The following is a 14287-nucleotide window of genomic DNA, read 5'->3' as shown; positions in this document are numbered from 1 at the left end:
GTCTCGGCAGATGTCGTGCCCGCGTCCGAACCACCGCGCAACCGCTTCAGCTCTTCGCGCTTTCACGCTGGCTTCGAAAGATGGATCGGATGGCATGAAGCAGGTCCAGCTTGCGTCGCTCGCGCTGGTTTGCAGGCAATTCCGAACTTGCTCCGATCGCCTCGCGTTGCGCCAGATGAATTGCCAGATCCTCCGCAATTTCCGGACGCTTCGACAAAAGCGGCGCGAACGCTGCCTGATCGACTTCATAGACGGTAAGGCGGGTGACGGCATGGAGGTCGTGTTTCGCCTTTATTCCGGCCAGCAGGCCGTCCTCGCCGAAAAAATCGCCGGGGGCCAGGCGCGCGATTTCCACATCGCCGCTCTTCATCGCCACCACGCCGTTCTTGATCATCATCAGGCTTTCGAACGACCTGCCTTCTCTGACAATTTCGGCGCCGGCGGCAAAGCTGCGCGGCGTCGCCGCGGCTGCAAGCGTATCGCGCTCTTCCTGGCTGAGATTGGAGAAAATCGGGATCGCGTCGATCAGGTCCTGCGCCGGTGCGACGGCGTGCTGCGGGTCGGACCTGTCAGGGTTCTTTATGAGCAGGCTCCCGGCAGGCAAAGCCAGTTGCACGCCGTTCGCCCTGCAATGCCGATAGACGAGGTCGATGACTTCGTTGCGCGCCGGGCCGCGCTGTGCCGGGCTGGTGACCCTAAACTGGAGTTCGACGGTGATCGCGCTGGCATCAATCCCCACCAGTCCGACAATGGGAGCGGGCTGCTTCACGATCGCATTGCAACTGTCGAGAACAGCATGCATCACGTCGACGATCATGTGCGGCATACGCGTCGGAGCCACGCGAACCGAGACAATGATCTGATGGTTCTCGTCCGGCTGGCTGATGTTGGTCAGCCCCACCTTTGCCAGAACACTGTTCGGCAGGACCACGAGATTGTGCGCTGCGGTCAGTAGATGCGTCGAACGCCAGTTGCTTGAGACCACCCGCCCTTCCGTTCCGTCACTGAGGCAGATCCAGTCACCAAGGACATAAGGTCGGCCGAGGGTCAGGGCTATGCCCGAGAACACATCACCCAACGTGCTCTGCAATGCGAGACCGAGAATGATCGCAATGACGCCCGAAGTCGCCAGCAAGCCCCCGATCGGCACGCCGAAGACGAATGAAAGGATCGAGAGCAGCACGCCGAGGTAGACGACGGCAACGACCAGATCCTGGATCAATCGTGCTTCTCGCGGCCGGCCATCGAGGACAAGATAAAGCCGGACGAACCCGATCACCGCCCAGGAGAGATGAACCCACCAGAGGGTCTTTGCCGCCACGAGCAGTGTCTGTGCACCGTCGAGATCGGTCCGGTCGTAGCGAAACGGGTTGAGGTCGCTGTAGGCGAGCGCCGCCGTCATCGACGCGAAGAAGGCGATCTGCACGATCAGCCGCGCCGTGGGGCGCGCCCTGCCCTGCAGATGCCAGACGACAATTCCGGCAATGCCCAGAACACAAACGAGGACGGGGAACAATTGCGTTTTCTGGTCCATTCCCACTCCCCTGGCGAGGCGGCGTTTCTCCCTCCGCTACAGCCGGCTGGTGGCGCCTTGTTCTGATAAGGACAAGGGCGAACCCGCCCTTGTTGCACCCCGAACCGATGGTTCTTGCACGCCACGCGCGCAATTGTAGACGTCAGTAGTCCCAGAACACCGGAACCCACCGGAAGCGATCGCCATCGATCGCCACATGCCCAACGGACGGGAAAGGCAGGTGCGTGGCCACCAGCGACGATCCTGTCTCGGCCAGTTCCTTCATGAGACGCACCCGAACGCGAGCCGCCTCCTCGGGGTCGTGTTCAAAGCCGTTGTACCAGTCGGGGTGGTCGAAGGCGACCGCGAACAGGGCGTCGCCGGCAAACATCAGCCGGTCGCCTCCCGAGGCCACGCGGACCACGCAGTGCCCGGGCGTATGGCCGCCGGTGCGCTCAGCGACTACGCCCGGCGCGACCTCGCACTCGTCCTTAAACGGTCGAAGATGGTCGCGGTACTCGTTCGCAAAGCGCTTGGCAGTTGCCCTCAGCGCATCCGGGAAACCCTGCGGCATGACCGCATGGGAGAAATCAGGCGCCTCCCAGAACTTGATCTCGGCGGCGGCGACGTGGATCCGCAAGTCCGGACGCAATTGCTCCTTCACGCCATCAACGAGCAATCCGCCGATATGGTCCATGTGCATGTGCGTGAGAACCACATCGGTCACAGACCCAAGATCGATGCCTGCAGCCGTCAGCCGCCTGATCAATTGGCCTGCTCGCGGCAGGTTCAGGTCCGGATCCAGGCCAAGCCCGGCGTCGATGAGAATGGTCTGTGCGCCGCTTCGCACCACGACCACGTTCAGCGACCAGTCGAAGGCGTCTGTCGGCAGGAACATGCCGTCGAGCCAGGCTGCCCGATCGGCGGCGTCGGCATTGTGTCCCAACATCGTGGTTGGCAATGGCAGCACGCCATCGCTGACCACCAGCACCTCAATGTCACCGACCCGCACGGCATAGCGCGATGGAACCAGCTCTTCCGGAGCCGATCGACCGGGCGGGGCAGGCTCCAAGGTCGTGTTCGTAAGAGATCTTGCTTCTAGCGGCGACATGACGCCCTCCTGTTTGCCTGATCGAAGAATGCTTTTTTCACAGTTCACGGCCTGGACTCTAGGTTCGAGCGATATCGAGGGTCGAGCTATACCTCGGTTTAGGTGGCCCGTTCGGTCAACGGTCGGCGGGTGTCTGGCGAGCTTTGGCGCGCCGGGCCAACCCGACCTTGATGGCCACGAGCATGGGCGCGGCGACGACGAAGAGCAGTGCCACGGCATTGAACGCCGTGTCGAAGGCGATCACGATGGACTGCCCGGCAACGGTCCGGCCGAGAAGCGCCATCGCGGCCCGGCTGGCGGGAACGGCATCCATGCCCCGTGCCGCGAGCATGGCGGTCGTTGCGGCCAGACGCTCGATGACGGCTTGACCTCCCGCATTGACGCTCGCGCCCAGGACCGCGACATTTGCAGCGACGTTGTGGTCGATAAGCGTCTGAAGCCCGGCAACGCCAACAAGGCCGCCGAGCTGGCGACCGGTGTTGAACAGCCCGATCCCGGAGGCGAGGTTTCGTTTGTCGAGATTGGTAAAGGCAATCAGCGTGATCGACAGGAACAGGAAACCGAGGCCAAGGCCGCGCAAAAGGATTGCGGCCATCATGTCGGCGGCACCGCTTTCACTCGTCGAACCGGACAGCATCCACATGGCCAGCATGATCAGCAGGATACCGAAGGGAACGGTTGCGAATGGAGGAAGCCGACGGACCTGCATGAGGAAGGCAGCCAGGATGAGGGCCCCGACGAAGAGAGCGCCGCTCGGCAGAAGAAGCAGGCCCGCATCGGTCGGCGTGAAGGCCAGAACGGATACGGCGAAGGAGGGGATCAGGAACCCGCTGCCAAAAAGTGCCGCGCCGGCGACGAAACTGACGATAAAGGCGAAGGCGAAATCGTCCGATCTGAACAGGGTGAAGTCGAGGAGGCCGGTGCCCTTGCGCAGCACCTGCTGCCCGAGAAACAGGAACATCGAGGCTACGCCAGCCACCGAGAGCCAAAGAATGCGCGGCTCTTCGAACCAGTCCCAGCGGCTTCCCTGGCTGAAGACATAGCTGAAGCAGAAAAGCGCGACCGAAATCAGTGAGAGACCGACCCAGTCAACGGGACGTTGCCTCGTCGTGGCGGGTGCCGGATCTTCGACCATCAAGAGAAGTCCGGCGGCGCCGAGAGACAGAATGACGTTGCAGTAGAAGATCCAGGTCCAGGACTGGCTGTCGAGCAGCCACCCCTGAAGCGCGGGGGCGAGCGTGGCGGGTGCGACCACCGCGCCCATGGCAAACAGCGCCTGAAGGATTGGCTGATGGGCGCTCCGAAAGGCAAAGAAGATGGTGGTCTGCCCCGCAACGAGAAGGACACCGCCGGCAAGCCCCTGAATGACCCGCAGGGCAATCAAGAAATTGAGCGACGTCGTCGCGGACGCCATCCCGGACGCGAGCCCCATGATGAGCGTCGAACCGATGATGAGACTGAGCGGCCGGATGCGGTTGAGCATCGAAGCGGCGACCATGAAGCCGATGAGCTTGAAGGCGGTGTAGCCGACGTCGAGCCAGGCGAATTCGTCGGTTGTCGCATAGATGTCGCCGATGATGTCGCCGCGGCCGAGCGAAAGAACAGTGCTGGCGATCGCCTCCGTCAACGCCGCGAGCACGATGCCGGCGACAAGCAACGTGCCTGGTGCAGACGCCTCGCGATTTATCGTGGCGGGCAGGTGCGTGGTCATGACCCTCTCCCGAGATCCACGTCGACCCTTGCGGACAGTCCGGGCACGAGACGTCCAGTCAAGGGGCTGCGGCCAAATCGGATCTTGACCGGCACCCGCTGGACGACGCGAACGAAGTTGCCGGTTGCATTGTCCGACGGCAGCAGGCTGAAGGCTGAACCGCTCCCGGGCGCAAAGCTGTCAACCGTGCCTTCAAGGACTTGCCCCGGATACCCGTCGATCCGGATCCGCACACGCTGACCCGGCTGGATGTGCTCGAGTTGCGTTTCCTTGAAATTGGCGACAACCCACACGTCGTCGACCGGAACGATGTCGAGCAGGGAAGTGCCGGGGGCGACGAAACGGCCGACACGAACCTGGCGGTTGCCGATGACGCCACCAACCGGGGCACGCACGACCGTGCTCTCGAGGTCGATCTGGGAAAGATCGCGCGCAGCCTCGGCCTGGGCCACGGCTGCGACGGCGGCCTCACGCTGCGCCGCAAGGACGGCAATGCGTTGCTTCTGCGCCTCGATCGTTGCCAAGGCCGCAGATACGCCTGCCTGCGTTTTCGACCGCGCCGCATCACTTTCGTCGACATGCGCCTGGCTGATAGTATTGCTGCGGATCAGTTCGCGCCGGCGCTCATATGCCTTGGCGGCGAGATTCATCTCTGCGACGGCCGACAGCTTCTGGGCTTCGGCCTGGCGAATAAGGGCGTGCTGAAGCTCTGTCTCGGCATCGACATTGACGAGCCGGGCCCTGGCAGCTTCGACATTGGCCGCCGCCTGAGCAAGGCGAGCCCGATAGTCCCTGTCATCGATCCGGAAAAGCACATGTCCCGCCCGAACACTCTGATTGTCCTGAACCTCGACGGCCACGACATAGCCGGCGATCTTCGGCGCCAACGACGTCACGTCCCCACGGACATAGGCGTTGTCCGTCGATACTTCGTCGCCTGGACGGGCCCAGGCCCAGCCGCCGGCAATGGCCACCGCGGCGCTAAGGCATAGGAGCATGCCAATCTTCTTTCGTTTGCTGGATCGCTTTTCGGCAACGCCGGTCGAGGCGCGTCCCGTGGCGGTGGCAATCGTGTGCTCGAGCGTATCCATTGTCTCGGTTCCCGTTGAAATAGGTTGGCTGCGAAGCGGCCGCGCTGCCAGGAGGATGTCAGGGCCGCGCGTCGCTCGGACGCCACCACCTTGCGGATATCGGTCCTTGCGACTTCAAAGCCCGACCTGTTGGCCGATCCAATCGTCGAAGCGGATTGCACCGAGCCGCGGGTTCTTGCCGGGGGTCAGCGACTGGTCATCCAGCAGCGCGCCGAAATAGCGAGCGTGAACGTCAGGAACGACCTTTCGGTCATCCTTTGTTGCCCGCAAAAATTGCCTGACGACCTCATCGAGCGGCATGGCTTCCGGTCCGGCAACTTCGATCGTTCCATTGACCGGTGCTGCGAGCGCAACATCGGCAAGTGCTGCGGCAACGTCGTCGGAAGCAATAGGCTGGAACAGCGCCGGCGAAAGGCGAACCTCGCCGTCGACCGTCGCCGATTGCGCAATGCCGCCGACGAACTCAAAAAACTGCGTGGCCCGCAGGATGGTATAGGGAATACCGGATGCCTTGATGAGGCTTTCCTGGGCGATCTTCGCTCGAAAATAGCCGTTGTCAGGCAACCGTTCGCTGCCGACGATCGACAGCGCGACGTGGTGACGAACGCCGGCTGCAGCTTCCGCTGCCAAAAGGTTGCGCCCCGACGTCTCGAAGAATTCGAGAACAGCCTCGTCGTCCCAAACCGGCGCGTTGGCGACATCGACGACGACATCTGCCCGATCCATCGCCGCAGCCAGACCTTCACGCGTAATCGTGTTGACGCCAGTATTTGGTGCGGCCGCGAGCACGTCGTGTCCGCGCTCGCGCAGGCTCTTCACAAGTTTCGATCCGATAAGGCCGGTGCCTCCGATGACGACGATCTTCATGGGTTCACTCTGCTTTTCTCGACCGCACCATTGCTGTCGATCTGCGCTGAGAGTGCCCCTATGCTCCAGGGAAGTCCTTGGGCCTGTCTTGAATTACCCTTGTGGATAGCTTGATTGTCCGTCCAAGCGATTGTGTGATCGTGGCGGGATGTTCTAACGACGCAATGGCGTGTTGGTTATCCGCGGATGGCAATCGCCAGCCGGGGAAGTCGTCCAGGAGACCTCAAGGTGCAATTCAAGTTCGCAGATTATCTGCTCGATCCGGAACGCCGGGAATTGACGCTCAGCGGGCAGATTGTCGCCGTCGGTCCGCAGGTCTTCGACCTGTTGGTGCATCTCATCGAAAATCGAGAAAGAGTCGTCGGCAAGGATGATCTGCTGCTCGCCGTCTGGGGCGGTCGGATCGTGTCGGAATCGACGATCACCAGCCACATAAACGCGGTTCGCAAGGCGATCGGCGACAACGGCGAAGACCAGCATCTGCTGCGCACCATCCCCCGCAAGGGCTTCCGCTTCGTCGGCGATGTCAACCTTGTCGACGTTGGAAACGAGGCCCCTGCGCGAGGTTTGAGCGTCGCCGATCACAATGATGGAGAGGCACGCGTGCCGGCGCCGGCGCTCCCCTTGCCCGAAAAACCCTCGATAACCGTCTTGCCTTTTCAGAACCTCAGCGGCGATCCGGAGCAGGAGTATTTTACGGACGGGGTGGTGGAGGACATCATCACCGCACTCTCGCGCATTCGGTGGCTGTTCGTCATCGCACGCAATTCGAGCTTCACCTACAAGGACCGGACCGTGGAGGCGGCCGAGGTCGGTCGCGAACTTGGCGTGCGTTACGTACTGGAAGGGAGCGTGCGCAAATCGGGAAACAAGGTCCGCATCACCGGCCAGCTCGTCGACGCCACGACCGGAGCGCATCTCTGGGCCGAGCGCTTCGAAGGCACGTTCGACGACATCTTCGAGCTGCAGGATGGGATAGCCGAAAGCGTTGTCGGCGCGATCGCGCCGCAACTCGAACGGATCGAGATCGAACGCGCCAAGCGCAAGCCGACCGAAAGCCTCGACGCCTACGACTACTATCTTCGCGGCATGGCAAAACTGCACAGCGGCACCCGAGAGGCGCTCGAGGCGGCACTGCCTCTCTTTTACAAGTCGATTGCGCTCGACGATGAATTCGCCGCAGCCTATGGCGGCGCCGCCTGGTGCTTCTTCTGGCGCAAGCTCAACGGCTGGATGGTCGACCGCACGGCAGAGATCGCGGAAGGCACACGACTGGCGCGGCTCGCGGTCGAGCTTGGCCGGGACGACGCCGTGGCGCTCACGAGAGGCGGGCATGCGCTCGGCCATCTCGCCGACGATCTCGACGCCGGCATCGCTTTGATCGACAGGGCCCGACTGCTCAATCCGAATTTCGCGCTCGCGTGGTTTTTGGGTGGCGTGCTGCGCGTCTTTCGGGGAGAGACGGAGAGCGCGATCAAGGATCTGACCCATGCCGTTCGCCTGAGCCCACTCGATCCGGAGATGTTCCGAATGCAGACGGGAACGGCGATCGCGCATTTCTTTTCCGGAAATTACGACGATGCGGTGGTCTGGGCCGAGAAGGCACTTGCGAACCTGCCGAGCCTGCTGGCCGCGGTCGCACTTGCCGCAGCCAGCCATGCGCTTGCCGGTCGTCCCGACGAGGCAAGGCGGTACATGGAGCGCCTGCGGCAACTTGATCCGGCCTTGTGTGTTTCCAATCTGCGCGATTGGCTGCCGATCCATCGACCAGACGATTTCAAGCGGTTTGCCGACGGCTTGCGGTTTGCAGGCTTGCCGGAGTGACCAGGGCCGCTCGCGGCGCGCAATGGACGAGCGCGCGCCGTGCAATTGTCCAGCGCCTGGACCACCACAGGTTCTGGGGCGTGTGTTCGGCACGGCAACTGTGACGGGTCGCTAGCGTGCACGCATTCGCCGCTCTACGATATTCATCTGGAGTTCGTGGCAGGACGCCTGTCGCCCAAGGAGCAAAAGCAGTCTCCGCTCTTCGGCTTCGCAGATGCCCGCGCGCCGGCAGTATTCCGATACGTCCAACAGTGGCTGCGCACCGGACAGGGCGATCAATTTAACCTCTTTGGCTGTCATGGAGTGCAATCCGCCTGCGGGTGCGCCAATCATCGCGTTCGCGATGTCTCGGGCCGAGCAACGGCCGCCTGCGCATACCGGACCGAGCCTAGGCAATTGATTGGACCGCTGAAACTATACGCAGGTTTGGGGAGACCCACTCCACCCACCGCTGACCGGGGCAACACGCGCGCATGACGCGCTGCTGAAAGAGCTGGACTCGCTTCACGGCGCCCGGGGACGGGCAGTGGTCCCATACTCAGGTGTAGCTCGACCGCCAAAAGACCGGAATCTAGACTCCGCGATGTAATCCTGACCGACATATTTCAACCGCGACGACAGGAGCACATCATGTCGAATGTTCAAACGAGTTCCCTAAAGATTATTCCGCAGGAAAGAGCCGCACCGGATGAGCTGGTTCCTTCACGCTATGCGGTACGGGTTGGTGACATCGACGTCTTGGTCATTAGCGATGGCATCTTGACCCCGCCGGCCGAGTCGATGGCCACCAACGCCGACCCCAAGGTGCGGGGCGCCTGGCTCGACGACAGGTTTCTTTCAAAGGTTGCCTTCGATTGGGCGCTGAACGCCGTTGTCGTGCGCAGCGGCGACCAGACGATCCTCATCGACAGCGGTCTGGGCGAGGAGTATCCCGATTTCCCGCGGGCAGGACAGTTTGTCCGTCGATTGGAGGCCGCCGGCGTTGATCTCGCCGCCGTGACCGACGTGGTGCTGACGCACATGCACTTCGACCATGTCGGCGGGCTCCTCGTCGAAGGCGTCAAGGAACGGATGCGCCCGGATCTTCGCGTCCATGTGTGCGCCGCCGAGACCAAGTTCTGGCAGGCGCCCGACTTCTCGCTTACCGCCATGCCACCGGCGCTCGCGGATCTCGCGCGCAAAGCGTCGCTTGAGTTTCTGAATGCCTATCGCAGCCATCTGCGGACTTTTGACCAGCAGGCGCAAGTGGCGCCGGGAGTGGTGGTCACCCGTACCGGTGGTCACACCCCCGGGCACAGCGTGGTGCGCATTTCGTCCGGCGGCGAGCGGCTGATGTTCGGCGGCGACGCCCTGTTCCCCGTCTCCTTCGACCACCCCGAGTGGCACAACGGCTTCGAACACGACCCCGAAGAAGCGACCCGCGTTCGACTGCGGCTCATGAAAGAACTTGCAGAGACCGGCTCCTGGCTGGTTTCCACGCACATGCCGTTCCCATCGGTCGGTCGTGTAGCGACCGCCGGCGACCTTTACCGCTTCGTTCCGGCCTGGTGGGACTACTGACGGAAGGCTTCCGTCGGGAGCGAACCAGACGACTGCTCTAATTCATAACAACCGGTCGATTGCTGCCCACGGCGCGCCGTGAGGCATCAATCGGCCGTTGACCTGGTTGGATTGCAACGTTGGCACAAGACCACGGTCCAGCCTGAAGGGGCCTGCGGGTCGATGGCTGCAACAGCAGCGAGGAGATTAAACTTGCCGCATCGTGTACTCGATAATCCCCAAAATTGCCGCTTCGAACTCTCCATCGACGCGGATGCGATTGCAGCCGCCTACTATCGCATGGAGGCAGGCGTGCTGGTGCTGATCCACACGGAGGTGCCGTTCGAGTACTCTGGAGCAGGATTTGCCACGAAGCTCGCGAACGGCCTCTTTGCCATCTTGCGCGAGCGGCAACAGAAGGTCGCGCCCCGATGCGTGTTCATGGCCAACTATGCCGTTCAGCATCCGGAATACAGCGACCTGATCTGCTGATCGCCAAGCAGATCAGGCCGGACCGCAAACAGAGGCGTATTGGGCAAACATCTCGGGGTTCGCTCTCTGCACCGCGCCTGCCCTCCTCAAACGCTCGTATAGGTCTCTCGCGGTCACATCAGCGCGTATGTTGAGGCCATGGGATTGGAGCTAAAAACTGAAATGCGCGAGCAGATTTTGCACTGGCTCGCGACCGGGATCCGCGACGAGCCCTTGGCAGAGAAGGTTTTTGCCGAGCTCTGCGGTCGGCTCGTGCGCTGCCGCGTCGCGCTGAGCAGAGCAACGCTTCATCTGCGCGTGCACCATCCGCAATGGCTGGGTACGCGCATGACCTGGGTGCGCGGACAATCGACCGCCAACATCCAGACCATCGCTTATGACGTCGAGGCAACCGACGCCTTCCTTCGCAGCCCCTTTCAACTGGCGATCGTCAGCGGGCTGCGGGTTCGGCAGAATTTGCAGATCGTCGGTCCACATCGTTTTGCGGTCTACGAAGAACTGAAGCACGCCGGCCACACGGACTACGCCGCGTGGCCTCTCGATCATACGCAGGGCCGCCGCCACCTCCTCACCTTTGCGACGGACCGGCATGGTGGCTTTTGCGCAGAGGAACTGGAACTGTTCGACGCGCTTTTGCCCTGGCTGTCCCTCGTCACCGAAATCCGCGTCAAGAGCCAGCTGGCTCGCACGTTACTGGACACCTATGTCGGCTCGCATGCCTCTGCAGAAGTGTTGCGTGGCGCAACCAGACGAGGGACGGGCGCCACGATCAATGCAGCAATTCTCGTCTGTGATCTGAGGGACTTCACCCGTCTGTCCGACCGATTGCCGCGTGACGAGCTGATCGAAATCTTGAACGGCTTCTTCGACGCTGTCGGAGAGCCGATCGAACAGCATGGCGGAGAAATCCTGAAGTTCATCGGAGACGGTCTGCTCGCCGTTTTTCCCATGGACCGGCCGCAGGCCTGCATGCACCTCATCGCGGCGGTCCAGGAGGGGTATCAGGCGGCATCCCGGCTTTGGCCGCAGGACGACCGAATGCGCTTCGGCATGGGCGTCCACCTCGGCAAGGTCAATTATGGCAACATCGGTTCAAGACACCGTCTCGACTTCACCGTGATCGGGTCAGCCGTCAACAGGGCCTTCAAGCTCGAGGCGCTGACCAAACGCCTGCGCCGTCCCGTCCTTCTTTCGGGAGAATTCGTGGACGCGGCAGCCTGCCACGAGCAGACCGAACACCTCGGGCGACACGTGCTCGAGGGCATAGCAACTGCCGTTGAGGTCCATGCCCTGCGACTTTAAAGTCCCGAGACATCGCGTTGACGTTCAGGCCCTTGAACGGCCGCGAATGGTCGCCGAAACCAAGGTATACCTTTCCCGCCATACGCCAGCTGCTAGCGTCTTCACGTCGCATGCCGGCCGTTACTCCCGGAGAAACAGGGTCCCGCAGGGCGTCGAAACGGTCCTCCGTTAACGACGGCGCCCACCGCAGGACCGCGCTTCGAGAGCTGAGCATCGCGGCCCGAAACCACCATTTGATGCGGCACGACCAGCACAGAAAGGAATGGCCATGACAGCCGAGCAACCCGGTCACGGATACGTAACGACAGAAGACTCGACCAGGATTTTTTACAAGGATTGGGGTCCGCGCGACGCGCAGCCGATCGTGTTTCATCACGGCTGGCCATTGAGCGGAGATGACTGGGACAACCAGATGCTCTTCTTCCTCGCAAAAGGCTATCGCGTCATTGCCCATGACCGTCGTGGCCACGGGCGATCGGAGCAGGTGAGCGGTGGCCATGACATGGATCACTACGCCTCCGACGTGGCCTTTCTCGTGCGGCAATTGGATCTGCGCAACGCGATCCATATCGGGCATTCGACGGGCGGAGGCGAAGCGACCCGGTACGTCGCCCGTCACGGCAAGGGGCGTGTGGCCAAGCTCGTCCTGATCGGCGCCGTGCCACCGCTTATGCTGAAGACGCCGAACAATCCCGAGGGGCTTCCGATCGAGGCGCTCGACGGCTATCGCGAGGCCCTTGCGGCCAACAGGGCGCAGCTCTATCACGACATCGCAAACGGCCCTTTTTACGGCTTCAACCGGCCAGGCGCCACGCCGTCCGCAGCGGTCAGCCACAATTGGTGGCGACAGGGGATGATGGGAGCCGCCAACGCCCATTACGTTGGCGTCAAGGCCTTCTCGGAGACCGACTTTACCGAAGACCTGAAGATGATCGATGTGCCGGCGCTGGTGCTGCATGGCGATGACGACCAGGTTGTTCCGCTCGCGATTTCCGCCCCCCGTTCAGCTCAGCTCCTGAAGAACTCCACCCTCAAGATTTACAAGGGCTTCCCTCACGGCATGGCGACCACACACGCGGACGTCATCAACCAGGACATCCTCAGCTTCATCACCAAGTAGCGTGTCAAAGGGCGCCTCAGGCGCCCTTTTTCCACTAGACGGTGGGGGTTCGTCACACTCAGAAGTGCCCGCAAATCCGCCGCCGGCCGCCGGGAGCATTTTTCCGGCGAACTGCTCCTCGATGCCAAGTGCATTTGGATAGCCAAACTTCAGTTTACTTTCGGCAAGGCCGGCCCAGCCGTATTGGTAGAGCGACGTCATGAGAGGTCTAACCGACCGGACTTTGAAACGGAAATGAGCTTCGAGCGGTTGAGGCCACCGCCCGCCCGGAAGGAATGGAGGATTTCATGTGTTCCCCGATCAAACGGACCGCAAACTTCGGTGTGCCATGGGAAAAAGCCTACGGCTATTCCCAGGCCGTTCAGGTTAAAGGCATCATCTATGTCTCCGGACAGCTAAGCCACGACAGGGCCGGCAACCTCGTGGCCCCGGCAAAGCTGGACCCAGCCGGAAGACCAGTCGATTTTTCGAGCATGGAAGAGCAGATGCGGCAGACCTACGCCAATGCCGTCACTGTCCTTGCCGAATTCGGCGCTTCACTCGACGACGTGGTCGAAGAGACACTCTACGTACTCGATGTGGACGCCGCGTTTGCGGCCGCTGGCAGGGTCCGCAAGGAAATGTATGGAGCGGAGATTCCGGAGTGTGCGAGCAACCTGATTGGTGTTTCCCGCCTGGCATTTCCCGAACAGCTGATCGAGGTCACCTTTCGGGCGATCGCACCGTGTGTTTCGCTTTGTAGCGTCTGACTGCAAACCATCGAGTGCTGACGGAACATACGGAACGGTCTTCGAACCCGCGGGAGGGCAAACCTTCGTTTTATAGCCAGCAAAACCACGGCGGATAAAATGGGCGGATGTTGGTTCTTGACGATCAAGGGAGCTAAGCGATGCCCGAACGTTCAAACCCCATCGAAACCGCCACCGACGTCAACGTGGTCCACATCATCGACGACGATGAGAGAATTCGCTCGGCGCTGCTTGAACTCTTTGGTTCTTCCGGAATACCGGCCGAAGCGTTCGTCGACACTGCGGATTTCGACGAAAGGGGCGATCCAGAGGCCGTAGGGTGCCTGTTGCTCGATGTGAAACTGCCAGGCATGAGCGGTATCGAGTATCAAAGGAAACTGTCGGATGCAGGCTTCGACCTTCCGATCGTTTTCATGACCGGCGATGGAGACGTACCGACGAGCGTCACCGCCATGAAGGCGGGAGCCGTCGATTTCCTCTTGAAACCCTTCGAGGTGGACGACCTGCTTTGTGCGGTCGCCGCAGCCATTAAGGAAGGAAAAAAGCAGCGGGATATGGCTGCAAAGAGAAAGCATGCCCGGCAGTGCGCGGCCAGTCTCACCCCACGTGAGAGGCAGGTCATGAAGCTCGTCACCGAAGGTCTCATGAACAAACAGGCGGCATACGAACTGGGAATCAGCGAAATCATGGTCAAGCTTCATCGCGCAAGCGCAATGAAGAAGATGCAGGCCCGGACCTTCAGCGACCTCGTAAGGAAGTCGGAACTGCTGCAGTGAGGTCGCGGCCGGAGCTTAACACGGCAATGATCGACCACGCCTCTTTTCCGGCCGCCCGGTCAGGATGCATGCCCGCAGCGTCGCCTGCCCTGAACGACAACAGGCTCCGCGCCGCGAAGGCCAACGAATGTATAGTGATGCGGATGCGTGAAAGTTCGTAGACTTCCATCATCATCCTTCGCCGGCACCTTC

Annotated in this window: 12 protein-coding genes; 7 read left to right on the top strand and 5 right to left on the bottom strand. The window is 61.7% G+C overall.

Features of this window, described 5'->3' with window-relative positions; genetic code table 11:
- Positions 1–46: 46 nt before the first annotated feature.
- The 5 genes from IB279_RS26655 to IB279_RS26635 all read right to left on the bottom strand — a co-directional run bounded on the left by IB279_RS26655 (position 47) and on the right by IB279_RS26635 (position 6293).
- The gene (locus tag IB279_RS26655; RefSeq protein WP_090299299.1) at positions 47–1534 is read right to left on the bottom strand and encodes a cyclic nucleotide-binding domain-containing protein; all 1488 of its coding nucleotides are present in this window, start codon (positions 1532–1534) and stop codon (positions 47–49) included.
- Positions 1535–1676: 142 nt separating this feature from the next.
- Positions 1677–2624 (bottom strand): MBL fold metallo-hydrolase, encoded by a 948-nt coding sequence (locus IB279_RS26650; protein WP_060521211.1) that lies wholly within the window; start codon positions 2622–2624, stop codon positions 1677–1679.
- 115 nt (positions 2625–2739) lie between these two features.
- Positions 2740–4335 (bottom strand): MFS transporter, encoded by a 1596-nt coding sequence (locus IB279_RS26645; RefSeq protein WP_192340003.1) that lies wholly within the window; start codon positions 4333–4335, stop codon positions 2740–2742.
- Entirely contained in the window at positions 4332–5426 is a 1095-nt protein-coding gene (locus IB279_RS26640; RefSeq protein WP_113188455.1) for an HlyD family secretion protein, read from the bottom strand. The genes IB279_RS26645 and IB279_RS26640 overlap by 4 nt, the downstream gene beginning before the upstream one ends.
- 114 nt (positions 5427–5540) lie before the next feature.
- Entirely contained in the window at positions 5541–6293 is a 753-nt protein-coding gene (locus IB279_RS26635) for an SDR family oxidoreductase (protein ID WP_113188454.1), read from the bottom strand.
- A gap of 228 nt (positions 6294–6521) precedes the next feature.
- On the opposite strand from IB279_RS26635, the gene IB279_RS26630 reads away from it, so the two are divergent.
- From IB279_RS26630 to IB279_RS26600, 7 genes are all read left to right on the top strand, one after another.
- Entirely contained in the window at positions 6522–8117 is a 1596-nt protein-coding gene (locus IB279_RS26630) for a winged helix-turn-helix domain-containing tetratricopeptide repeat protein (RefSeq protein ID WP_192340001.1), read from the top strand.
- Positions 8118–8747: 630 nt separating this feature from the next.
- Positions 8748–9677, top strand: a complete 930-nt coding sequence (locus tag IB279_RS26625; protein ID WP_113188453.1) for an MBL fold metallo-hydrolase — start codon at positions 8748–8750, stop codon at positions 9675–9677.
- Positions 9678–9869: 192 nt separating this feature from the next.
- Entirely contained in the window at positions 9870–10148 is a 279-nt protein-coding gene (locus tag IB279_RS26620; RefSeq protein ID WP_234852802.1) for a GNAT family N-acetyltransferase, read from the top strand.
- A 162-nt stretch (positions 10149–10310) separates the two neighbouring features.
- Entirely contained in the window at positions 10311–11450 is a 1140-nt protein-coding gene (locus IB279_RS26615; RefSeq protein ID WP_246802125.1) for an adenylate/guanylate cyclase domain-containing protein, read from the top strand.
- 268 nt (positions 11451–11718) lie between these two features.
- Positions 11719–12570, top strand: a complete 852-nt coding sequence (locus IB279_RS26610; RefSeq protein WP_192339999.1) for an alpha/beta fold hydrolase — start codon at positions 11719–11721, stop codon at positions 12568–12570.
- Between the two features lie 275 nt (positions 12571–12845).
- The gene (locus IB279_RS26605) at positions 12846–13319 is read left to right on the top strand and encodes a RidA family protein (protein WP_244546814.1); all 474 of its coding nucleotides are present in this window, start codon (positions 12846–12848) and stop codon (positions 13317–13319) included.
- A 140-nt stretch (positions 13320–13459) separates the two neighbouring features.
- Entirely contained in the window at positions 13460–14095 is a 636-nt protein-coding gene (locus IB279_RS26600) for a response regulator transcription factor (protein WP_113188451.1), read from the top strand.
- Positions 14096–14287 lie beyond the last annotated feature (192 nt).

It is taken from the genome of Ensifer sp. ENS06 (assembly GCF_014852205.1).
Taxonomy (GTDB): Bacteria; Pseudomonadota; Alphaproteobacteria; order Rhizobiales; family Rhizobiaceae; genus Ensifer; species Ensifer adhaerens.
Note: the sequence above shows the minus strand (reverse complement) of the source record. Positions and strands in the feature narration are given on the sequence as shown.

Bases quoted from the DNA above. Each gene is read 5' to 3' on its own strand.
- IB279_RS26610 (WP_192339999.1), top strand. From the start codon at position 11,719: ATGACAGCCGAGCAACCCGGTCACGGATACGTAACGACAGAAGACTCG.
- IB279_RS26605 (WP_244546814.1), top strand. From the start codon at position 12,846: ATGGAGGATTTCATGTGTTCCCCGATCAAACGGACCGCAAACTTCGGT.
- IB279_RS26655 (WP_090299299.1), bottom strand. From the start codon at position 1,534: ATGGACCAGAAAACGCAATTGTTCCCCGTCCTCGTTTGTGTTCTGGGC.
- IB279_RS26635 (WP_113188454.1), bottom strand. From the start codon at position 6,293: ATGAAGATCGTCGTCATCGGAGGCACCGGCCTTATCGGATCGAAACTT.
- IB279_RS26640 (WP_113188455.1), bottom strand. From the start codon at position 5,426: ATGGATACGCTCGAGCACACGATTGCCACCGCCACGGGACGCGCCTCG.
- IB279_RS26600 (WP_113188451.1), top strand. From the start codon at position 13,460: ATGCCCGAACGTTCAAACCCCATCGAAACCGCCACCGACGTCAACGTG.
- IB279_RS26625 (WP_113188453.1), top strand. From the start codon at position 8,748: ATGTCGAATGTTCAAACGAGTTCCCTAAAGATTATTCCGCAGGAAAGA.
- IB279_RS26615 (WP_246802125.1), top strand. From the start codon at position 10,311: ATGCGCGAGCAGATTTTGCACTGGCTCGCGACCGGGATCCGCGACGAG.
- IB279_RS26645 (WP_192340003.1), bottom strand. From the start codon at position 4,335: ATGACCACGCACCTGCCCGCCACGATAAATCGCGAGGCGTCTGCACCA.
- IB279_RS26650 (WP_060521211.1), bottom strand. From the start codon at position 2,624: ATGTCGCCGCTAGAAGCAAGATCTCTTACGAACACGACCTTGGAGCCT.